At 62.6% G+C, this 22199-nt stretch carries 19 protein-coding genes; 11 read left to right on the forward strand and 8 right to left on the reverse strand.

All coding sequences use genetic code 11. The features are described from left to right. Window positions 1-25 precede the first annotated feature (25 nt). Window positions 26-829 carry a sigma-70 family RNA polymerase sigma factor gene (locus tag ABHM97_RS08585; protein WP_235520567.1) on the forward strand — a complete coding sequence of 268 codons (804 nt, stop codon included), beginning with the start codon at window positions 26-28 and terminating at the stop codon, window positions 827-829. Further along, on the forward strand, window positions 826-1086 hold the full coding sequence (gene rsrA, locus ABHM97_RS08590) for a mycothiol system anti-sigma-R factor (RefSeq protein WP_235520566.1): 261 nt from the start codon (window positions 826-828) through the stop codon (window positions 1084-1086). Before ABHM97_RS08585 ends, rsrA begins: the two co-directional genes overlap by 4 nt. Window positions 1087-1181: 95 nt before the next feature. Here rsrA and ABHM97_RS21475 read toward each other — a convergent pair whose 3' ends face one another. The 5 genes from ABHM97_RS21475 to ABHM97_RS08610 form a co-directional block, all read right to left on the reverse strand. Further along, entirely contained in the window at window positions 1182-1256 is a 75-nt protein-coding gene (locus ABHM97_RS21475) for a 50S ribosomal protein bL37 (protein ID WP_369299106.1), read from the reverse strand. A 103-nt stretch (window positions 1257-1359) separates the two neighbouring features. Beyond that, window positions 1360-1974, reverse strand: coding sequence for a PadR family transcriptional regulator (locus tag ABHM97_RS08595; protein ID WP_349470322.1), 615 nt, complete (start codon window positions 1972-1974; stop codon window positions 1360-1362). Beyond that, complete coding sequence (locus ABHM97_RS08600) at window positions 1974-2822, reverse strand: DUF4097 family beta strand repeat-containing protein (RefSeq protein WP_349470323.1); 849 nt, start codon at window positions 2820-2822, stop codon at window positions 1974-1976. Before ABHM97_RS08600 ends, ABHM97_RS08595 begins: the two co-directional genes overlap by 1 nt. Before the next feature lie 108 nt (window positions 2823-2930). After that, entirely contained in the window at window positions 2931-3530 is a 600-nt protein-coding gene (locus ABHM97_RS08605; RefSeq protein ID WP_014922202.1) for a GDSL-type esterase/lipase family protein, read from the reverse strand. Window positions 3531-3668: 138 nt separating this feature from the next. Further along, window positions 3669-7463 (reverse strand): multifunctional oxoglutarate decarboxylase/oxoglutarate dehydrogenase thiamine pyrophosphate-binding subunit/dihydrolipoyllysine-residue succinyltransferase subunit, encoded by a 3795-nt coding sequence (locus ABHM97_RS08610; RefSeq protein WP_284987016.1) that lies wholly within the window; start codon window positions 7461-7463, stop codon window positions 3669-3671. Window positions 7464-7946: 483 nt separating this feature from the next. Here ABHM97_RS08610 and ABHM97_RS08615 point away from each other — a divergent pair, with 483 nt between their 5' ends. The 5 genes from ABHM97_RS08615 to ABHM97_RS08635 all read left to right on the forward strand — a co-directional run bounded on the left by ABHM97_RS08615 (window position 7947) and on the right by ABHM97_RS08635 (window position 13323). After that, window positions 7947-9299, forward strand: coding sequence for a hemolysin family protein (locus tag ABHM97_RS08615; protein ID WP_235520562.1), 1353 nt, complete (start codon window positions 7947-7949; stop codon window positions 9297-9299). Next, window positions 9296-10357 (forward strand): hemolysin family protein, encoded by a 1062-nt coding sequence (locus tag ABHM97_RS08620; RefSeq protein ID WP_235520561.1) that lies wholly within the window; start codon window positions 9296-9298, stop codon window positions 10355-10357. The genes ABHM97_RS08615 and ABHM97_RS08620 overlap by 4 nt, the downstream gene beginning before the upstream one ends. Window positions 10358-10473: 116 nt before the next feature. Beyond that, entirely contained in the window at window positions 10474-11475 is a 1002-nt protein-coding gene (locus tag ABHM97_RS08625; protein ID WP_349470325.1) for a metal ABC transporter solute-binding protein, Zn/Mn family, read from the forward strand. 141 nt (window positions 11476-11616) lie between these two features. Continuing rightward, window positions 11617-12432, forward strand: a complete 816-nt coding sequence (locus ABHM97_RS08630; RefSeq protein ID WP_349470326.1) for a metal ABC transporter ATP-binding protein — start codon at window positions 11617-11619, stop codon at window positions 12430-12432. Continuing rightward, window positions 12433-13323, forward strand: coding sequence for a metal ABC transporter permease (locus ABHM97_RS08635; protein ID WP_349470327.1), 891 nt, complete (start codon window positions 12433-12435; stop codon window positions 13321-13323). On the opposite strand, the gene ABHM97_RS08640 is transcribed toward ABHM97_RS08635, so the two are convergent. After that, a complete protein-coding gene (locus tag ABHM97_RS08640) occupies window positions 13320-13787 on the reverse strand; it encodes a Fur family transcriptional regulator (RefSeq protein WP_349470536.1) in 468 nt (155 codons plus the stop codon). The genes ABHM97_RS08635 and ABHM97_RS08640 overlap by 4 nt on opposite strands. A 94-nt stretch (window positions 13788-13881) precedes the next feature. Between ABHM97_RS08640 and ABHM97_RS08645 the strand changes: the two genes are divergently transcribed. After that, a complete protein-coding gene (locus ABHM97_RS08645; RefSeq protein ID WP_349470328.1) occupies window positions 13882-14535 on the forward strand; it encodes an MBL fold metallo-hydrolase in 654 nt (217 codons plus the stop codon). Here ABHM97_RS08645 and cds1 read toward each other — a convergent pair. Continuing rightward, a complete protein-coding gene (cds1, locus tag ABHM97_RS08650) occupies window positions 14532-15614 on the reverse strand; it encodes an L-cysteine desulfhydrase Cds1 (RefSeq protein ID WP_349470329.1) in 1083 nt (360 codons plus the stop codon). The two genes, ABHM97_RS08645 and cds1, sit on opposite strands and share 4 nt — an antisense overlap. A 71-nt stretch (window positions 15615-15685) precedes the next feature. On the opposite strand from cds1, the gene ABHM97_RS08655 reads away from it, so the two are divergent. Genes ABHM97_RS08655 through ABHM97_RS08665 form a run of 3 tightly spaced genes read left to right on the forward strand, consistent with a single transcriptional unit; the run spans window position 15686 to window position 18179 of the window. Then, window positions 15686-16603 carry a sulfurtransferase gene (locus ABHM97_RS08655; RefSeq protein ID WP_349470330.1) on the forward strand — a complete coding sequence of 306 codons (918 nt, stop codon included), beginning with the start codon at window positions 15686-15688 and terminating at the stop codon, window positions 16601-16603. Continuing rightward, the gene (locus tag ABHM97_RS08660) at window positions 16600-17754 is read left to right on the forward strand and encodes an NAD(P)-dependent alcohol dehydrogenase (protein WP_235520554.1); all 1155 of its coding nucleotides are present in this window, start codon (window positions 16600-16602) and stop codon (window positions 17752-17754) included. Before ABHM97_RS08655 ends, ABHM97_RS08660 begins: the two co-directional genes overlap by 4 nt. Beyond that, window positions 17751-18179, forward strand: a complete 429-nt coding sequence (locus ABHM97_RS08665) for an HIT family protein (RefSeq protein WP_257369159.1) — start codon at window positions 17751-17753, stop codon at window positions 18177-18179. Before ABHM97_RS08660 ends, ABHM97_RS08665 begins: the two co-directional genes overlap by 4 nt. A gap of 61 nt (window positions 18180-18240) precedes the next feature. Here the strand turns inward: ABHM97_RS08665 and hrpA are convergent, their stop codons facing one another. Continuing rightward, entirely contained in the window at window positions 18241-22188 is a 3948-nt protein-coding gene (gene hrpA / locus ABHM97_RS08670) for an ATP-dependent RNA helicase HrpA (RefSeq protein WP_349470331.1), read from the reverse strand. Window positions 22189-22199 lie beyond the last annotated feature (11 nt).

The following is a 22199-nucleotide window of genomic DNA, read 5'->3' on the forward strand; positions in this document are numbered from 1 at the left end:
CGCTTCGCTGAACGGAGTTGGTTTTTTGACTTTGGTTAAGGACCGGGCGGTCCTGTCAGAGCCGGGGTACGGTTCACAGCTGGTTTCACCCAAGCTGACAGTAGACTTGGCAACGATGAGCACCATTGAACCGGCCGCAGCGGCCATGTATGAAGCAGCCGAATCGTCCGCAGAGGGCACTGCGGAGGCGACGGCCGCCGTCGACGTCTCCTCTGAGACGTCCGAGCAGCGGCGTGCCCGATTCGAGCGCGACGCCATGCAGTATGTGGACCAGCTGTACTCGGCAGCGATGAGGATGGCGCGGAACCCTTCGGACGCGGAAGACCTGGTCCAGGAGGCCTACACCAAGGCCTTTTCCGCCTTCCACCAATACAAGCCCGGAACCAACCTCAAGGCATGGTTGTACCGCATCCTGACCAACACCTACATCAATCTCTACCGAAAGCGGCAGCGGGAACCCCTGCAGTCCAATTCGGACACGATTGAGGATTGGCAGTTGGCCAAGGCAGAGTCCCACACCTCCGCAGGGCTGCGGTCCGCGGAAGCCGAGGCGTTGGACCATCTGCCGGACTCCGACGTCAAGAACGCGTTGCAAGCCATCCCGGAGGAGTTCCGGTTGGCGGTCTACTTCGCGGACGTCGAGGGATATGCGTACAAGCAGATCTCAGAAATTATGAACACTCCCATCGGCACGGTGATGTCGCGGTTGCACCGCGGCAGGAAAATGCTGCGGGACATGCTGGCGGACTATGCCGCCGAACGGGGCTTCAGGGCCCATACCGAAGATCAGGCCGCGGCCGGAAGCAACAATCAGGAGAAAGAGAAATGAGCGACTGCCAGGGATTGGGCGATTGCGACGATACACGTATGCAACGGATTTATGAGTATCTCGACGGTGCGTTGACCCGTGATGACCTCAGTGAAATCAAGCAGCACCTGGATACGTGCGGGGAATGCGCTGAGCAGTATGACCTCGAGTGCCTCATCCGCACCATGGTCAAGCGTTCGTGTACTGAGTCAGCACCGGAGAACCTCAAGAATTCCATTCTTGACAGGATTCACTCCATCAAGCCCGTGGACGCCTGATCCGTCCCGGCAAAAGGTATTAAGCGTCGAGGGCCCCGGAAACCGAATGGTTTCCGGGGCCCTCGCTTTTAGGCATGTGACACTAAGCCGCTGGCTTAGGTGTTGGGACGCTTGCCGTGGTTCGCGCCGCCACGCTTACGGTCACGACGCTTACGTGCACGCTTGCTCATAGCTGGCCTCCTTCAAGGATTGATACTCAATAAAGCTGCCCTCCAGTTTCGCACACCCGGGTGCCGGGCCGCGAACCGGCGGGACCGGGAAGGGAAAAGGCGCTCAGTTTCGCAGCGAATTACGGATCGAAATACGTGCTTGGTCCAGCACGGCACGGACAGTTTCCAGGGCCACAGGCGTCAAGGGATGCGAAGCGCCGTGCTGGCGCAATTCAACCCGGATGTCATCCCTGAACGACTGGACCATCAGCTCAGCTTCCTTCAGGATCCGCTGGCTCTCCGGTGTGTGGCCGCCGGTGTGGCTTCTGGACGGGGCCGACGAAGCGCTGCTGCGTGCGGCCTCCGCGGTTGCCGCGAGGTCCGCCCGCAGGCCGCGCATGTTGGTCCTGATGTCCTCCCGCAGGTTGTCGGCCAGCCGCCTGACCGAGGCAGAGATGGTGTCTTCCACATCGGCCAGTTCCGCTCGCCGGCCGTCCAGCTCGGCGCGGCCGGCGTCGGTGATGAAGTACTTGGTGCGCCTGCCCTCGGTTTCGGTGGCAACAAGTCCTTCTTCTTCCAGCTTGCCCAGGCGGGGGTAGATGGTGCCGGCGCTGGGGGAGTAGGTACCGCCAAAACGGTCACCCAGGGCCTTGATCAGCTCATAGCCGTGTTTCGGGCCTACCTCGAGCAAGGCAAGCAGGTAGAGGCGCAGTGCCCCGTGGGCGAAGACCGGGGGCATCAGAGGCCTGCTTCCCCGCCGGCGGGGTGCTCGTGGTCCGTTGTGGGCGCTGAGGCATGCATGATGTACGTCTTGCCGGACACCGTGTTGGTGCGGACCAGCATCAGCCGCTCGTCTGGTCCTACGATGGTGTGCACGTTGTTTCCGGGCTGGGCGTAGATCTGATCGTCGATTACCACTGATCCGCTGGCGGACTTCGCAACGATGTCCAGGCCGACGTTATGGGGCAGCCGGATGGTCAGGTCGCCGGACACGGAGTTGACCCCGAGGTCGTTCGTGTAGTCCAGGAGGTCGAAGCTGAGGTCGCCGCTGACAGTGTTCGCCCGGACGTTCTTGAACGTGCCGGACGCAGTAACTTCGCCGGAGACGCTTTTGGCGGTCAGGACGCCGTCGTGGTTTCTGGCGATGACCTCGCCGCTGACCGTGTTGACATGAAGTTCGCCGCTGGTTCCGTCCGCCATGACTGAGCCGGAGACGGTGTTCAGCCGGGTGCGGGCGTCGGTGCCGGACACCATGCCGTCCCCGCTCACCGTTCCGGCTTCGACATCGACGCCGTGGGGGAGGGCGATTCCCACTACCACGGAGTTGGTGCTGGTGTTGTTGACCGTGCCCATCAGGTTCCGGAACCAGCCTTGCGGACCCTGTAGCTGATGCCGGACTTCCAAGCGGCCATCCACCAAGGTGACGGTCAGCGGGTCGCCGGTGATTTCGCTGATTTCGATCCGGACAAAGTCCTCGTCGTGGGACACCACGTCGAAGCGGCCCTTGACGATTCCCAGCTTCAGCGAGCGGACGTGGTCCACTTCGATGGTTTGCGGACCGGTGACGGTCCATAGCTCCTCTGACATGTCCCCTCCAGATTGCGATATATCGCGTTGAATAATTTCACGATATATCGCGATTTGGAGGGGCGCAATGGTTAGCCTGATCAGAGGGCCGGCAAGGCTGCCTCGCAACTACTCGGGCTGTGCGATGTTCAACCACTGGAACCAGCCGCGGTGCAGGACGAGCCACGCGATCAAGCCGTAGCCGGCCTGCCCGGGGGTTCCTCCATTGGCGGCCAGGTCAGTCCTCCACTGCTCGTGGTTGAGCAAGGGCGAAAACGTGTCCACGTAGTGGTGGTTCCGCCGGGTGGTGACATCGGCAAACGCTGTGTTGAGTTCGGCGAGCCGCTTGTTCCGTGCTGGGTCAAGTGTAGGCGGCGGGCCGACCACAAATACCTCAACGCTGCTGTGCGAGGCGCCGTCCAGGATGTTGGCAAGGTTCAACCTGCTCCGTGCCGTGGACAAGCCGAACTCCAGGTCGCGCCCCGACAGGCCGATGACCAGGCGGTTCTCGTGCGTGTCGCTGAAACGCCTGCCCGCTTCATCCTGCCAACGGGCGGCCAGCCCCTCAGTACCCTCCATGGGACAGGGCAGCGGGAAACTCTCCACTACGACGGAGTCCTGGGGTGTACGGGCCAGCACTCGTCCGAGCCAACCCAATGCGCGGGGATCCCCCAGGCCCGCCAGCAGTTCATCTCCTACAGCTGCGATGCGCAGCTTCCTGTCTTCCACGGTTACCTCTTCACACTCGTTACGGTCCTTGCACGGTCCAGGCTCAACAGCCGGTTCGGGAACCGGTACCTGTCCCATTAAACAGAACTGCCCGGCCTGAGGCGCGCTTATCGCTCCTCGGGCCGGGCAGTTTCGGTTTTACTTGCGTTCGAACGCCTGCTTGATCAGGGCATCCTGCTCAGCAGCGTGGCGCTTCATGGAACCTGCAGCCGTGGACGCAGAGGCCGGACGCGACACCAGGCGGAGCTTACGATCGAGCTCCGGTGCCAGGTTCAAGCCCATGAACGGCCAAGGACCCTGGTTGGCAGGTTCGTCCTGCGCCCAGACGACGTCAGCGTTCGGGTACTTGGCGAGCTCCGCTTCAATCTCCGCCTTGGGCAGCGGGTACAGCTGCTCAACGCGAATGATCGCTGTTGAGGTATCGCCGGACTTCTGCCGGTTGGACAGGAGGTCGTAGTACAAACGGCCCGAGACCAGGATGACGCGGTCAACGTTCGCGGGCTGCATCTCGGGATCGCTGATGACCGGCCTGAAGCCGCCGTTCGTGAAGTCCTCGACGGCGGAAGCGGCGCCCTTGAGGCGCAGGAGCTGCTTGGGCGTGAAGATGATCAACGGCTTGCGCGGACGGCTGTAAGCCTGGCGGCGGAGCAGGTGGAAGTGCGAAGCGGCCGTGGTGGGGTTCGCCACGATCATGTTGTCCTCGGCGCACATCTGCAGGAAGCGCTCAATACGTGCCGAGGAGTGGTCCGGACCCTGGCCTTCGTAGCCGTGCGGCAGCATGAGTACCAATGAGGAACGCTGGCCCCACTTCTGCTCAGCCGAGGAGATGAATTCGTCAATGATGGTCTGCGCACCGTTGACGAAGTCACCGAACTGGGCTTCCCACAGGACCAGGGCGTCGGGACGCTCTACCGAGTAGCCGTATTCGAAGCCCATTGCGGCGTATTCGGACAACAGGGAATCGTAGATCCACAGCTTGGCCTGGTCGTCCGAAAGGTTACCCAGCGGGAGCCATTCGTTGCCATTGGCGCGGTCATGGAAGACGGCGTGGCGCTGGACGAACGTACCGCGGCGGGAGTCCTGGCCTGCCAAACGAACGGGCACGCCCTCCATGATCAATGAGCCGAAAGCTGCGATCTCGCCGAAGCCCCAGTCGATGCCGCCTTCACGGGACATCTGCTCACGCTTCTCCAACAGCTGCTTGAGCTTGGAGTGGACGGTGAAGCCTTCCGGAATTTCCAGGTGGGCCTTGCCGATGCGGGCAAGGGTCTCAGCGGAAATTGCCGTGGATGCGGGGGAGTTGGTCCCGAAATCGGCCTGCTGTGCGATCGGCCGCTCGATGTCCGAGACAGCTGCGGAGTCCGCAGTGATGATCGGAATCGGCGACGTCTGGGCAGCGTGGGTTTCAGCGAAGACGCGCTCGAGGCGTTCCTGGTAGTCGCGGAGCAGTTGCTCTGCTTCTTCCTCGGTGATGTCGCCACGGCCGATCAGCGACTCGGTGTACAGCTTGCGGACGGAGCGCTTGGCTTCGATCAGGTTGTACATGAGCGGCTGGGTCATCGAGGGGTCGTCGCCCTCGTTGTGGCCGCGACGGCGGTAGCAGACCATGTCGATGACGACATCCTTGTGGAAACGCTGACGGAACTCGTAGGCGAGCTGCGCCACGCGGACCACGGCTTCGGGATCGTCGCCGTTCACGTGGAAGACCGGAGCCTGGATCATCTTGGCGACATCCGTGGAGTACGTGGACGAACGCGACGAGGACGGGGCCGTGGTGAAGCCAACCTGGTTGTTGACGATCACGTGGATGGTGCCACCGGTGCGGTAGCCGCGCAGCTGCGAGAGGTTGAGGGTTTCAGCCACAACCCCCTGGCCCGCGAAAGCTGCGTCACCGTGGACCATGATGGGCAGGACAGGGAAGGACTCACCCTGGTCCAGGCGGTCCTGCTTGGCGCGGACGATGCCTTCGAGGACGGAGTCCACTGCCTCGAGGTGCGACGGGTTCGCGGCGAGGTAGACCTTGGTCTGCTTGCCGTTGTCCGAGGTGAAGGTGCCTTCGGTGCCGAGGTGGTACTTGACGTCACCGGAGCCCTGGACCGAGCGTGGGTCCTGGGTGCCTTCGAATTCGCGGAAGACCTGGGCGTAGGTCTTGCCTGCGATGTTGGTCAGCACGTTGAGGCGGCCACGGTGGGCCATGCCGATGGCAACCTCATCCAGGCCGTCGTCGGCTGCATCTGAGATGACGGCGTCGAGCAGCGGAATCAGCGACTCGCCACCCTCCAGGGAGAAGCGCTTCTGGCCGACGAACTTGGTCTGCAGGAACGTCTCGAAAGCCTCTGCCGCGTTGAGCTTGGAGACAATGCGGAGCTGCTCTTCACGGCTCGGCTTGGAGTACGGGTGCTCGAGCTGGTCCTGGAACCACTTGCGTTCTGCAGGTTCCTGGATGTGCATGTACTCGATACCGGTGGTGCGGCAGTACGCATCGCGCAGCACGCCAAGGATGTCACGGAACTTCAGCATCGGCTTGCCGCCAAAACCACCCGTGGGCCATTCACGGTCAAGGTCCCACAGCGTCAGGCCGTAGGTCAGGACATCGAGGTCCGGGTGCTTGCGCTGGACGTACTCCAGGGGGTCGGTGTCGGCCATGAGGTGGCCGCGCACGCGGTAGGAGTGGATCAGCTGCTGGATGCGGGCGACCTTGTTGATCTCGTCGGCCGGATCAACCTGCAGGTCCGGGCTCCAGCGCACGGGCTCGTACGGGATGCGCAGGGCTTCGAAGATCTCGTCGTAGAAGTTCTGCGCGCCGAGGAGGAGCTGGTGGACCAGCTTGAGGAACTCGCCACTGCCTGCGCCCTGGATCACGCGGTGATCGTAGGTGGAGGTCAGCGTCAGGATCTTGCTGATGGCGTTCTGGGCGATGATCTTCTCGCTGGCACCCTGGAACTCCGCCGGGTAGTCGAGGGCACCGACGCCGATGATGGCGGCCTGGCCCTTGGAAAGGCGCGGCACGGAGTGGACAGTGCCGATGCCGCCGGGGTTGGTCAGCGAAACCGTGGTGCCTGCGTGGTCATCGGCCGTGAGCTTGCCATTGCGGGCGCGCTTGATCAGGTCCTCGTAGGTGTGCCAGAACTCAGCGAAGTCCATGGTCTCGGCCTTCTTGATGTTCGGAACCATCAGGAGGCGCGTGCCATCGGGCTTGGGCATGTCAATGGCAATGCCGAAGTTGACGTGCGCGGGCTGCACGGCGCTCGGCTTGCCGTCGATCTCGTCGTAGTAGACGTTCATCGAGGGGAACTGGGAAAGCGCACGGACAACGGCGTACCCGATGAGGTGCGTGAAGGACACCTTGCCGCCACGTGCGCGGGCAAGGTTGGAGTTGATCACCACGCGGTTGTCGATCAGCAGCTTGGCGGGAACTGCCCGGACGCTGGTGGCTGTGGGTACTTCCAGGCTGGTGACCATGTTGGTGGCGATGGCCTTGGCCGGGCCACGCAGGACGGAGACGACGTCTTCTTCCGGCGCGGTGGGTGCCTTGGTGTTCTTGGGCAGCTGGGCCGGAATGGGCTGCGTTGCGTTGCCGCCGGCGGGCTTCTTTGCTCCGTCCCGGGCAATCGTGGCCGGTTCTTTCTTGGCCGGAGCCGGTGCTGCAGGGGCAGTCTCCGTGGCAGCTGCGGGAGCGGCCGGCGCCGGTGCCGGGGCCGCTGCGGCCGGAGCCACTACGGGAAGTACTTGGGTTGGGGGATTGGCAGCTGCTGGAGCTGCGGAGGTTCCGTTGGAAGAAGTGCCGTCAGCGGAGGCAAAGGATTCGAAGAGCGGCCACCACTTGGCGTCGACCGAATTCTTGTCCTGTTGGTACCGCTCGTACAGTTCGTCAACGAGCCACTCGTTTCCGCCAAATTCCTCTGGTAGACGGTGGCTGGGCTGCTCTGGCACTTGAAATACGCCTCTTCCATGAGTGTTGTTTTCCCGCTGGCCAAGGTTGCTTTTCCGCAACGATGGGACAGGGTCCGGGTCCCGCGAACTCAGACCCCTGACAGTCTAGTTAGGATCGTTGGTTAACTGCCAATAGTGGTGACCTAAATCATGTTGGAGCTGACTTAGTGGACCAAGGCGTCCATTAATGTGCGGTAACCCGAGTGTGGGTGCCCTGCCGGCGGACTGTAGACTGAAAGTCTTATGGACAGTAAATCTAGGTGCCGGCCTGGGAACTGTCGGGGGAGCCAAACTGGCAACTCCGCACAGCGTGCCCGTCGAGCCGGCAACACCCGTTCACATGCCCATCACGCGCCGGCGTTTTCTGCCGGTGGTGCCGCAGACCATGCGTCCGCGGCGCCCGACCAGCCTCCGCCGGGCCGAATTCCCTGGCCGATGGCGTTATCCCCATTGCACGCGCCCACCCTTGGGGTGATGCGCTAAGTGGAATGGATTCTTCTCCTTGCCGGCTTTGCCCTGATTCTTGGCACCGGCTTTTTCGTAGCAGTTGAGTTTTCCTTGGTGGCTCTGGACCAATCCAGTGTCCAGCGTGCGGTCGACAACGGAGACCAAGCAGCGGCCCCCCTGTTGAAATGCCTCAAATCGCTCTCAACGCAGCTCTCCAGCTGCCAGCTCGGCATCACGCTGACCACGTTGCTGACCGGTTTCGTGATGGAGCCCTCCGTTGGTCAGTTGCTGTTGGGTCCTTTGGGCTTGTTGGGCCTTCCCTCCGAGGTGGTGCATTCGGTGGCGTTGATCGTTGCGATGGTCTTCGCGACGCTCCTGTCCATGCTGATCGGTGAGTTGGTTCCCAAGAACATGGCCATCGCCCTCGCTTTTCCGTTGGGCAAGCGGCTCGCCCGTCCGCAGCTGATGTTCACTGCAGTGTTCAAACCGGCGATTGTGGTTCTCAATGGTTTCTCGAACAAGGTGCTGAACCTTTTTGGCCTTGAGGCCAAGGAAGAGATCTCAGGGGCACGGACTCCCGCGGAACTCGCTTCGTTGGTCCGGCGCTCCGCTGAACTCGGGACGCTGGATGCCGGCACGGCCAACTTCGTGGCGAGAACCCTGAACTTTTCCGGACGCACGGCGGCGGACGTCATGACGCCGCGAATCCGGATGGAAACAATCGACGCCGACCAGTCGGTGGCCGATATCCTCGACGCCGCACGTCGAACCGGTTACTCGCGGTTCCCCGTCATCGGCGATTCCACGGATGATATCCGCGGGGTGGTCCATGTCAAGAAAGCTGTGGCCGTACCGGCTGAGCGTCGTTCGAAGCTCCAGGCCGGTGCGATCATGACCGACGTCCTCCAGGTTCCGGAGACCATCCACTTGGATGCGCTCCTGTCCGAACTGCGTGAAGGGAATCTGCAGCTGGCGGTTGTCCTGGACGAATACGGTGGCACGGCCGGCATCGCCACCCTCGAGGACCTCGTGGAAGAGATCGTAGGCGAAGTGGCGGACGAGCACGACAAGGTCCGCCCCGGCGTTCTGCAGAGCGCATCAGGGGACTGGTATTTCCCGGGCCTTCTCCGGCCCGACGAAGTAACCGAGCAAATCCCCAACTTGGTTGTCCCCGACGAATCTGCCTATGAAACCGTGGGCGGGTATGTCATGAGCCAGCTGGGACGCATCGCCAAGACAGGCGACGTCGTGGACGCGGTCGGCGGCACGTTGACGGTGACCAGGATGGACGGCCGCAGGATTGACAGGATCTGCTTCCATCACGTGGAGACGGATGAATCGTCACCCGAAGACGCTGAAGGCGCCCATCACGAAGCAGGTGCCCTATGAGCGACTGGGTAGGAATTGTCTGGCTGGTCGTGCTCCTGATCGGAAACGCGTTCTTCGTGGGTGCGGAATTCGCGGTCATGTCGGCACGGCGCAGCCAGATAGAACCACTGGCTGAGGCGGGCTCCAAACGTGCGCAGACAACATTGCGTGCCATGGAAAACGTCTCGCTCATGCTGGCTTGCGCCCAATTGGGCATCACCGTTTGCTCGCTCCTTATTCTCCAGGTGGCCGAGCCCGCTATCCACCATTTGCTCGCTGAACCCCTCGAGCTTGTAGGTGTTCCGGTTGAGTTGGCGGACATCATCGCCTTCGCGATCGCCTTGCTGTTCGTAACATTCCTGCACGTCACCTTTGGCGAAATGGTTCCGAAGAACATCTCGGTGTCCGTGGCCGACAAGGCGGCGCTGCTGTTGGCTCCGCCGCTGATGTTCATTGCCCGCATGGTCAACCCAGTCATTTGGACCCTCAACTGGCTGGCCAATCACATCCTGCGGTTGATGAAAATCGAGCCCAAGGACGAGGTCTCTTCCTCCTTCACCCTGGAAGAGGTCCAATCGATTGTCCAGGAGTCCACGCGCCACGGATTGGTGGACGATGACGCGGGCCTGTTGAGTGGAGCCCTGGAGTTCTCCGAGCACACGGCGGCCCACATCATGGTCCCGCTGGACAAGCTCATGGTGCTCAAGACGGCTTCCACGCCCGTGGACCTGGAGAAGGCCGTCAGCCGCACGGGTTTCTCACGGTTCCCGATGGTGGACGACGACGGCGAACTCGCCGGCTACCTGCACGTGAAGGACATCCTGTCCATCCCGGAGGAAGGTCGGAAGCACCCTATTGCCGAGGGCCGCATCCGCTCGTTGGCAAACCTGGCACCGGATGACGAAATCGAGCAGGCCATGTCTGTCATGCAACGCACGGGATCACACCTGGCGCGGGTGGTGGGCGCCGGTGGCGACACCCAAGGCGTGTTGTTCCTCGAGGACGTCATCGAGCAGCTGGTTGGAGAGATCCGGGACGCTACCCAAGCAACGGGTATCCGCCGCTATGGTGGCCAGTAGGTCAAATAAAGGACAGTGAGCCGGGTCTGGCGTCGATCATTTCGGTCGGCGCCAGATCTGTCTAAATAGGAATCATTCCTATTTAGGGCTACACTGAAGTCCGTCCGCAATTGTGTTTGATTCTCATTTTGAGTAGATCCGAGGTCTTCGTGCGTCTTACCGCCGCCCGCCTGTCCCTGGCCGCCTCTGCAGGCCTTGCCGCGCTCCTGCTGTCCTCCTGTGCCGGCCCCTCAGCGACTGACAGCCAGTCACCGTCGGGTGCTATAGAGGTCGTCACCTCGACGAACGTCTACGGCGACATCGTCAGGGCCATCGGCGGGGACAAGGTGGACGTCAAGGCAATCATTACCAAGACCAGCCAGGACCCGCACTCCTACGAGGCCAGCGCCCAGGACAAGCTGGTCATTTCCAAAGCCAAGCTGGTGGTGGAGAACGGCGGCGGGTACGACGATTTCCTGCACAAAATCGCTGATGAGACCAAGATCGGTCACGAGAACATGATCAGCGCTGTCGATATCTCAGGCCTCGCTCCCGAGGGGGAATCCCCCAGCGCGGACGCCCACAGCGACGAGCCCCACGCCCACGATCACGGCAGCTTCAATGAGCACGTCTGGTACAACCTGGATGCCATGGGCAAGCTCGCTGATGCCGTTGCGGCCAAGCTTGTCAGCCTGGATGCCGGTTCCGCTGCGACTTTCACTGGCAACGCGGATGCTTTCAAAGCAAAACTCGCTGGGCTGTCCGGCACGTTGAATACTCTCAAGGCGGCGAACGAGCACCAACCCGTCGCCATCACTGAACCGGTTCCCCTATACCTCCTTGAAGCGGCCGGCCTGGAGAACAAGACACCCGAGGCTTACAGCGCTGCCGTCGAAGAGGGGACCGACGTGCCGGCATCGGTACTGAAAGAGACCACGGACCTCCTCGGTTCCAAGTCGGTGCGGCTCCTTGCCTACAACGAGCAGACGGAGGGCCCGCAGACCGAAACGGTCAAGCGCGCGGCAGAAGCCTCCGGCGTGCCGGTACTGAACTTCACCGAGACGCTGCCGGAGGGCAAAGACTACGTCCAGTGGATGGCCGACAACGTGGAGTCCATCGCCTCGGCCTTGAAGAAGTAGCCTTACCCAAGGACCTGGCTGGGGTGAAGGGTCCCGTTGGCGTCCTAAGATGTTCAGGATGGCTACGGGGCCTTTCCTGCCCCCTGCACAACAGCACCAGAACTATTGCGTTCCCAGCAGCGCTTGGATCGAGGACAACTTTTGACACCGGTAGTGAGCCTCCGCGGCGCCAGCCTGCAGTTCGGCAAGAGGACGCTATGGCGGGACCTGGACCTCGACATCAACCCGGGAGAGTTCTTTGCCGTCCTGGGGCCCAACGGCAGCGGTAAGACGAGCTTCCTTAAGGTGCTCCTCGGGTTGCAGGAACTCCAGTCCGGTACCGTTTCCCTGGGCGGCCACCCCGTGGAACGTGGCAGCAAACGGATCGGCTACATTCCACAGCAGAAGGCGTTCGCGCCAGATACCCCGCTGCGTGCCCGCGACCTGGTGGGGCTGGGGATCGACGGGCACCGCTGGGGAATCAGGTTGTCCTCGCGCAAGGTAAACCAACGGATCGATGACTTGCTGGAGCAGGTAGGGGCCTCCGATTACGCCAAGGTCCCCGTGGGCCAGCTGTCCGGCGGTGAGCAACAGCGGCTTAGGGTGGCCCAGGCGCTGGCCTCCGAGCCGCAGGTCCTCCTGTGCGACGAGCCGTTGCTCTCATTGGACCTGCATCACCAGCAGGGCGTCAGTGCTCTGATCAATAAACAATGCCACGAGAGGGACAGTGCGGTGGTTTTCGTGACCCACGAAATCAACCCGGTGTTCGATTATGTGGATCGCGTGCTCTACCTGGCAGGTGGGCAATTCCGTGTGGGGACGCCACAGGAAGTGATGACCACGGAAGTTCTTTCGGAGCTGTACAACAGCCACGTGGAAGTCATCCATACCAACGGAAGGATCGTCGTCGTCGGTCTTCCCGACGCAACCACGCACTTCCATGACGATGCCCACGCCAGCGTCGGGGAGGAGCTCTAAGTGGATCTCGCTACTGTTTTTCAGACCATCTTCAATTTTGAGAACTACTCCGAGCTTCTGGTCCTGGTCCAGAACTCCATCTGGGCCGGGGCGGTTCTGGGGCTGCTGGGCGGCCTGGTTGGCACGTTCGTGATGAAACGCGATCTCGCATTCGCTGTTCACGGAATCTCGGAACTGTCCTTTGCCGGCGCGGCTTTTGCGTTGCTGATTGGCGCGGACATCATCTTCGGGTCCTTGATCGGTTCGGTGGCCGCAGCCGTTCTGCTGGGCTTCATGGGCGTCCGGGCCCGGGATAAGAATTCGATTATCGGCGTCATCATGCCCTTTGGCCTGGGCCTGGGGATCCTGTTCCTGGCGCTGTATGAGGGCCGGGCAGCCAACAAGTTCGGGCTGTTGACGGGGCAGATTGTGTCCGTGGATACCGTTCAGCTACAGGTTCTTGCCGGGACCGCCGTCGTGGTGATGATTGCGTTGGTGGCCATCTGGCGGCCACTGAGCTTCGCCAGCGTGGACCCTGAAATGGCTGAGGCACGCGGTGTCCCGGTGCGGGGTCTCGCGATTGGCTTCATGGTTCTGTTGGGTGTCAGCGTGGCGCTGTCCATCCAGATTGTTGGCGCACTGTTGGTGCTTGCCTTGCTCATTACCCCCGCTGCGGCTGCGCTGAAAGTGACAACCTCGCCCAAGTTGGTGGTGGTGCTCAGCGTTGCCTTTGCCATGACTGCCACCGTGGGTGGCATCCTTCTGGCCCTGGGAAGCCGTATCCCCATCAGCCCCTACGTCACCACGTTGTCGTTCCTGATCTACGTGGTGTGCCGGGTGATAGGACGCGTCCGCGCCAAGAGAGGCCTCAATGGGCGGGTGTCGCGGGAACAGCCTGCGGGAGCGCTCTAGAGCTTTCCCGCGGCTTTCTTCGCAGTGCACTCAGGGCAGAGCCCGAAGATCTCGACCGTGTGCGCGACCTCGGTGAAGCCATGTTCCGCGGCCGTGCGGGCAGCCCAGGTCTCGACCGCGGGGGCCTCCACCTCGACCGCTTTTCCGCAGTTGCGGCACAGCAGATGGTGGTGGTGGCCGGTGACTGCGCATCGACGGTAGACGGCCTCGCCTTCGCCGTTGCGCAGGACATCAATCAGTCCGTCATCCGCCAGGGACTGCAGGATGCGGTACGCGGTGGCAAGGGACACCGAGATGCCCTTGTTTTGCATCAGCCGGTACAGCTCCTGGGTGCTGACAAAGTCGTCCAATTCATCCAGGGCGGCGCTGACAGCCAAGCGTTGCTTGGTGACACGTTGCTCCTTCACCCCGCCGGAGGCCGGCGTGGCCGGGCCTGTCGTGGTGGAACCGGTGCCTTGTGGCATTGACTGACTCACTTCCGTGGGGATCCTGGCGAACCCCAATTTTACCAGCAGGGGAACCTTGGAAACTCTCAGGGGCCGCCCCTAGGCTGTCCCCATGAAGCTCACCAAGTACACCCACGCATGTGTCCGCTTGGAGAAGGACGGAAACGTCCTTGTCATCGACCCCGGGGCCTTCTCTGAGGCCGAAGAAGCGTTGAAGGGGGCGCACGCAGTACTCATCACGCATGAGCATAACGACCATATCGACTCACCCGCCGTTCTAGCAGCCCTGCGGAGCAACGATTCGCTGGTAGTCCACGCCCCGGCCGGTGTCGCCACCGCACTCAAGGAAAACAGCGACATCGCTGCCCGTGTGCACGTCGCCGAGCCCGGCTCTGACTTCCAGGCCGCCGGCTTTGGCATTAAAACCTTCGGCGGCCAACACGCAGTGATCCATCACCAGATTCCGGTCGTGGCGAACATCGGATACCTGGTGGACGGGAACGTGTTCCACCCGGGAGATTCCTTCGTGGTCCCGGATGGACTGGACGTCAAGACACTCCTGGTACCCATCCATGCGCCGTGGTCCAAAGTGGGCGAGGTCCTGGACTTCGTGATCTCCGTGCGTGCTCCCAAGGCGTTTCCGGTCCATGATGCGCTGCTCAACGATATGGGACGGGGCCTCGTTGAAGGCCATGTCACACGGATTGGCTCCCGTTACGGGACCACGTACCAGTCGCTGGCGCCGCGGGACTCCGTAGAGGTCTAGCCGGTCCAGGTTCCCGTGTCGTGGAAGTACTTCAACACCGCTTCATGCGGCGCGGGATCCAGGCCGTGCGAGGCAAGCCACCCGGCGTCGTTGTAGCTGCCCGCGTAGCGGTCGCCGCCGTCGCACATGAGCGAAACGATGCTGCCTTGCCGTCCTTCGGCGATCATGGCTGCCACCAGTTGCCAAACGCCCCAGAGATTGGTGCCGGTGGAGGGTCCCGCGTGCAGGCCGGTGAGTTTGCGGAGATGCCGCATGGCGGCTACGGACGCGGCATCGGGGACCTGGATCATGTGGTCTATCACCGCCGGAATGAAACTCGGCTCGGAGCGCGGACGGCCGATGCCTTCAATGCGGGAGGGCAATCCTGTGGCTGTGGAGGCGTCGCCGTCCCGCCATGCCGGGTAGAAGGCCGAATTTTCGGGATCAACTACGGCAAGGCGGGTGCTGTAGCGGTTGTAGCGGAGGTAGCGGCCGATCGTGGCACTGGTGCCGCCGGTGCCGGCTCCCACCACGATCCATTCGGGCACAGGGTGCTCTTCAAGGGACAGCTGTTCAAAGATGGATTCGGCAATGTTGTTGTTGCCCCTCCAGTCGGTGGCCCGTTCTGCGTGGGTGAACTGGTCCATGTAGTAGCCGCCGCACGTCTTCGCGGTCTCTTCGGCCACCGCGTAAACCTCGGACGCGTGGTCCACGAACAGGCACGTGCCGCCGAAGTCTTCGATCAACGCGATCTTTTCGGGGCTGGTTGTCCTGGTCATGACCGCGATGAACGGCAGGCCGATCAGCCGCGCAAAGTACGCCTCGGAAACCGCCGTGCTGCCGCTGGAAGCTTCGACGATGGTGGTGCCTTCGGTGATCCACCCGTTGACCAGGCCGTAGAGGAACAGTGAGCGTGCCAGACGGTGCTTGAGGCTGCCTGACCGGTGCGTCGACTCGTCCTTCAAATACAACTGCACGCCCCAGTGCTCCGGTAACGGCACTGCGTAAAGGTGGGTGTCAGCCGAACGGTTGTTCTCCGCCTCGATTTTGCGGATGGCCTCGCTGGCCCAAGCCCTGTCCTGAATACACGAATTGCTCACTGGATAAGCCTAGGCTGGAATCCGGGCGCCGACAGCAACGGTGCCCGTGCCGTCGGACCGAAGGAGAACCCATGGACACTCTGATCAGCGCTGCAGGGCTTCGCAAGCGCCAGGAATCGGGCGAGCGGACTGTGCTCCTGGACGTACGTTGGGTTCTGGGGCGCAGCGATGGGCACAGCGAGTACCTGGCCGCCCATCTGCCGGGTGCTGTTTTTGTGGACCTCCCATCAGAGCTCGCAGACCACGCGCTGCCCGAGCGGGGCCGCCACCCGTTGCCTTCCCCGGAACGCTTCCAGGCGGCCGCGCGCAGCTGGGGGATTAACGACGGCGACACGGTGGTGGCGTACGACAACAGCGGCAGCATGGCGGCGGCCCGCGTGTGGTGGATGCTGCGGAACGCCGGTTTCGGCTCGGTCTATCTTCTCGACGGCGGCCTTTCCGCCTGGCATGCGGGAGGTTACCCGGTGGAGGAAGGGGAGGTGCGGCCCGCCGTCGGAAACGTCACTTTGGGCGACGGCGTCATGCCGGTCGTTACCGAAGCGGAAGCCGCAGAGTGGCCGCAGCACGGGACGTTGCTGGATGCCCGGGCCGGGGAGCGTTACCGGGGTGAAGTGGAGCCTATCGACCCCAGGGCAGGACACATTCCGGGGGCCGTGAGTGCTCCAACCACGGAAAACCTGGCAGCCGACGGTACGTTCCTGCCGGCAGAACAGCTCCGCCGACGCTTCGAAGACCTGGGCCTGGAAGATTCCAGCGACGTTGCCGTCTATTGCGGTTCCGGCGTGACGGCGTCGCACGAGATTGCCGCTCTTCATGTCGCTGGATTCACGGCATCGCTTTTTCCGGGATCTTTCTCGCAGTGGTCCAACAACTCCGGTAATCCCGTGGCGGTAGGAGCTGAACCGTTCGAGGCCGGGGCTGGGAGTGAAGGCCGTCACGCTGGTCGGAGTGGCACCAGCGCCACTGCCGGGAGTAGCGTCGAAGGATGACACCCGGACGCCCTGTGCCCCCGCCACTTGCCAAGACCATCACCCCTGATCCGGACTGGACCGGAGCCGGCTCCAGTACGCTGGCCGCAGCCTACGGCGCAACGGCGCCTGACAGCGGGCTGGTGCCCCTGACGGTGGCACGCCGGATCCCCACGGAAGACGACGTGGAGATCGCGATCGAATTCTGTGGGCTCTGCCATTCGGACGTCCATGCCACGCGTGGGGAATGGCGCGTTCCGCCGTATCCGCTGGTACCCGGGCACGAAATCGTGGGACGGGTGACCCGTGTGGGCTCCGCCGTGCAGGATTTCGCGCCGGGCGACCACGTTGGCGTTGGTTGCATGGTGGATTCGTGCCGCGAATGCGAAAGCTGCCTCGACGGCCTGGAACAATACTGCGAGCGGGGCAACATCGGCACCTATGGTGCCCCGGACCCCCGGCACGGTGACGCTGTCACCCAAGGCGGATACTCGACGTCGGTGGTGGTTGACCGCCGGTTCGTGCTGAGGATCCCCGACGCCCTGGATCCCGCAGCGGCAGCACCGCTGTTGTGTGCCGGTATCACTACGTATTCCCCGCTGCGGTACTTCGACGTCGAAGAGGGCGACACCGTAGGTGTTGTGGGCTTGGGCGGACTGGGTCACATGGCCGTCAAGATCGCCAAGGCCATGGGCGCGGAAGTCACGGTGTTCACTACCTCCGAGTCCAAGTTCGACGCAGCCCGTGAACTCGGAGCCGACCACGTGGTTCTTTCCAAGGACTCCGAGGCCATGGAAGCAGCCAACCGCAGCATCGACGTCATCATCGACACGGTCGCTGCACCCCACGACCTCAACCCCTATTTCCGGACGCTCCGCCTGGACGGTGCCCTCTTCCAGTTGGGCCTTCCTGCCGACGACATGCCGCCGGTCAGCCCCGCCCTGTTGATCCGGCGACGGCTCGCCTACGCGGGTTCGCTGATCGGAGGCATCGCGGAAACACAGGAAATGCTGGACTTCTGTGCCGAACACGGTGTCGCCAGCGACATCGAGATCGTGGGAGCCGAACAACTGAACGAAGCGTACGACCGCATGGTGGCCGGCGACGTGAAGTACCGTTTCGTTCTGGATACCGCAACACTCCAGGAACCATCGGAAAGGGCAGACGCATGAGCACGCTGTTCACCAGGATCATTGACGGGGAGATTCCCGGCCGCTTCGTCTGGAAGGACGATGAAGTGGTCGCCTTCCTGACCATCGCACCGCTTACACAGGGCCACACATTGGTGGTGCCGCGTGAAGAGGTTGACTCGTGGACGCATGCAAGCCCGGAGTTGCTGGCCAAGGTCATGGACGTCGCCCAGAGCATCGGGAAAGTACAGGAGGAGCTCTTTGACGCCAAGCGCGTGGGCGTCCTGATGGAAGGCTTCGAAGTGGAGCACCTGCACGTGCACGTGTGGCCGGCCTACTCCACTGCGGACTTCGAAGTGCACAACGTGGACCACAACCCGGATCCGGCGGTCATGGACGCTACTGCGGTGAAACTCCGTGCAGCCCTGCGGTCTGCAGGGCACGGGGACGCCGTTCCGGCAGACTGAGACCCTTTCAAGAGTTAACCCGGCGGTGCTGAATCAGCGCCGCCGGGTTTCTTGTTGGCGGTTATGCCGGGGCAAGCGCCTGGTTGAGGACGGTACGGATGCGCTTCTCCGACACGGAGTAGGCGGTTCCGAGCTCCACGGCGAACAGGCTGACCCGCAGCTCTTCGATCATCCAGCGCACCCGGGTTAACTCGGTGCCTGCCCGGCGTCCGGGCAGCAGTGCGGAAACGGCGTCGTCGTAGTCGTCTTCGAGGCCTTGCACGACTGCCATGTTGAGGCTGTCGCGTTGGACGTTGCCGGGCAACTTCTCCAGGCGCTTCTCAATGGCCTGCAGGTACCGCGGCATCTGGCTCAGTTGCGCGTAGCCCGTCCGTGCCACAAAACCCGGGAAGACCAACTGTTCCAGCTGGCTCTTCATGTCATTGAGCGCACTGATCAAGGGCAGGCTCGCGTTGGACTTCAGTTCCTTCTGGATGCGGCGGGTGCTCGACAAAATACGCTCGACGACGGCGGTCACCGTGAACACGGTGTCGATCAGGTCTGCCCGGACTACTTCATACAGTGCATCAAACGACTGTCGGTCCCACGGAAGTTCCTGCGGCGTCAACTTATCGATCGCAGCGAGGGCGCAGTCCGCAATCAGGGCGCTGACGGATCCGTGCGGGTTCTGGCTGAACGTGAGCTTCTCCATGTTGCTCAGGTGCTCCAGCACGTAACGGTCGGGGGGTGGAATACGCAATGCCAGGAGCCGGATGACTCCACCGCGCATGGCGGCCTCCTGTTCCGCCCGGGTCTGGAAGACCCGGAGCGCCACGGACTTGCCCTCATCCACCAGGGCGGGGAAACCGGTGACGGCATGGCCCTTGACGGTCCGCGTGACCTGGCGTTCCACTGTGCCAAAATCCCATTCCGTGATGCCGCTCTTCTCTGCCACCGCACCATCACCGGCCGCTGAAGTGCCGGGGGCTGTGTGCTGGCCGGTAGTCGTGCCAGCTGTGCCGGCTCCCGCTCCGTTCTTGGCGCGGGACGTCGTGGCCGGGGTAGCTCCGAGCGACTCGGCAATGGCGCGACGGGTGGCCGGTGCCAGCTTCTCCTGGAGCTCAGCGAGGTCCTTGCCCTCGTCCAGTACCTTGCCTTTGCTGTCCACTACCTTGAAGCTCACGCGCAGGTGTGCAGGGACGGCATCCCAGTTCCACGAGCCCGGAGGTATGACATGCCCTCGCAGCCGGCGCAGTACGAGCTCCAGGGAAGGCTCGAGCTCGTCGGTTGCGGGATCGAAGTCAGCTTCAAGGGCTGCGGTTGCCTGCCTGGCGACGTCCGGTGCCGGAACGAAGTTCTTGCGTACCTGCTTGGGCAGGGATTTGATGAGGGCCGTGACGAGCTCTGCGCGTTGGCCGGGTATTTGCCAACGGAACGGGGCGTCGTCCAACTGGTTAAGGAACAACACCGGAACCTCAGCGGTCACGCCGTCGGACGGGTTGGGAGCCGATCCCGGCGCCACGGGGTGGAACTCGTAGCTCAGGGGGAGTTCAAAGCCCTTGTGCATCCACGTCTTTGGGTACGCGGAGTCATCCAAGGACTCGGCTTCTTCACTCATCAGCAGGGACTGGTCGAAGTCCAGAAGGGCGGGGTCCGATTGGCGGGCGTCTTTCCACCACTTATCAAAGTGCCGTTCGGAAACCACGTCCTTGCCTACGCGGGCGTCGTAGAACTCAAAGAGCGTCTGGTCATCCACCAGGATGTCGCGCCGACGCATGCGCGTTTCGAGTTCTTCGATTTCCTGCAACAGGGCACGGTTACGGTGGAAGAATTTGTGGTGGGTCTTCCACTCACCTTCCACCAAAGCGTGACGAATGAACAGTTCCCGGGACAGTTCGGGGTCGATGCGCCCGTAATTGACCCTGCGGTTGGGAATGATCGGCACACCATACAAGGTGACTTTTTCGTGGGCCAGTACGGCGCCCTGGCGCGAGGACCAGTGCGGTTCGCTATAGGAGCGCTTCACCAGGTCCGGTGCCACCTGTTCGGCCCACAGGGGGTCGAACTTCGCGGCAACGCGGGCCCAGAGCCGGCTGGTTTCCACCAACTCGGCGGCCATGACAAAGGCCGGCGGCTTCTTGAACAGTGCTGACCCGGGGAAGATCGCGAACCGGGTGCCCCGCGCGCCGGCGTATTCGCGCTTGCGCTCATCCAGGAGGCCGATGTGGCTGAGCAACCCTGACAGCAGGCTGATGTGGATGCCCTCATAGTTGCCCACGGGGTCCGCTTCGCGCTTGTTGTCCAGGGTGATGCCCAAAGGCTTGGACATTTGCCGGAGCTGTGTGAAGAGATCCTGCCACTCGCGGACGCGCAGGTAGTTGATGAACTCATTGCGGCACAGCCTGCGGAATTGGGTGGAGGAGAGCTCACGCTGTTTTTCCTGGATGTAATTCCAGAGATTGAGGAAGCCTGTGAAGTCCGAGATCTCATCGCGGAAACGTGCGTGTTTCTCCGCGGCGAGCTGCTGCTTGTCCGTGGGCCTCTCCCTGGGGTCCTGGATGGTCAAAGCCGCGGCGAGGATCATGACTTCCCGGACGCAGCCGCGCTTGCCGGCCTCCACAATCATGCGGCCCAGCCTGGGATCAACCGGCAATTGGGCAAGTTGATGGCCGACGGCGGTCAGGCCACCACCGTTTCGGCCGTTGCCGCCAGCGTCTGCAGGCTTGGAGGCACGCAAGGCGCCGAGTTCGCGGAGGAGAGTGACGCCGTCGTTGATGGCACGTGACTCCGGAGGCTCCACGAAGGGGAAGTTCTCGACGTCCTTTGGACCGCGCGCAACCCCCATTGCTGTCATCTGGAGGATGACGGCCGCGAGGTTGGTACGCAGGATCTCGGGGTCCGTGAACTGCGGACGCGACTCGAAGTCCTCTTCCGAATAAAGACGGATGGCTATGCCTTCGGACACACGCCCACAACGTCCTGAGCGCTGGTTGGCCGAGGCCTGGGAGACGCGTTCGATGGGAAGGCGCTGGACCTTGGTCCGGTGCGAGTACCGGGAGATCCGGGCCGTGCCGGTGTCGATAACATACTTGATTCCCGGTACGGTCAACGATGTTTCGGCCACGTTGGTAGCCAGGATGATGCGCCGTTTGCCGCCCGGGTTGAAGACCTTGTGTTGTTCCTGGAGGCTCAGGCGGGCGAAGAGGGGAAGCACTTCCGCCCCGGCAAGGCGGCGGTTCGTTTGGATACGGCCATTGATGGCCTCTGCAGCGTCACGGATTTCGCGCTCGCCGGAGAAGAAGATGAGGATGTCGCCCGGGGCTTCCTTGGCGAGCTCGTCAACGGCGTCGCACACGGCATCGAGGGGATCGCGGTCCTCTTCGAGCTCGTCGTCCGAATCGTCCTCGTCCCCGCCCGCCGGCTGAGACAGTGGGCGGTACCGGATTTCCACCGGGTAGGTCCGCCCGGAAACTTCAATGATCGGTGCCGGATCTTCATCGGTACCGAAGTGCTTGGCGAAGCGCTGGGGGTCGATGGTGGCGGAGGTGATGATGACCTTGAGGTCCGGGCGCTGGGGAAGGATCCGCTTGAGATAGCCCAGGATGAAGTCGATGTTGAGGCTTCGTTCGTGCGCCTCATCGATGATGATCGTGCTGTATTTCCGCAGGAGTTTGTCCCGCTGGATCTCCGCAAGCAGGATGCCGTCGGTCATCAGCTTGATTTTGGTGGACGCGCCCACCTCGCCGGTGAAACGGACCTGGAAACCCACTTCCTGGCCGATTTCGACGCCAAGTTCGGAGGCTATGCGTTCGGCAACAGTGCGCGCCGCAAGGCGGCGCGGCTGGGTGTGGCCGATCAGGCCCTTGTCTCCAAGGCCTAACTCGAGGCACATCTTGGGGATCTGGGTGGTCTTACCAGAGCCGGTTTCGCCGGCAATGATGGTTACCTGGTTGGCCGCGATGGCCGCCATCAGATCCTCGCGGCGCTCGGATACGGGCAGCTCTGCGGGGTAGGAAATATGAAGTGTCATGGCTGCTGCCA

It is taken from the genome of Paenarthrobacter sp. CAP02, from assembly GCF_040137855.1.
Classification (GTDB): Bacteria; Actinomycetota; Actinomycetes; order Actinomycetales; family Micrococcaceae; genus Arthrobacter.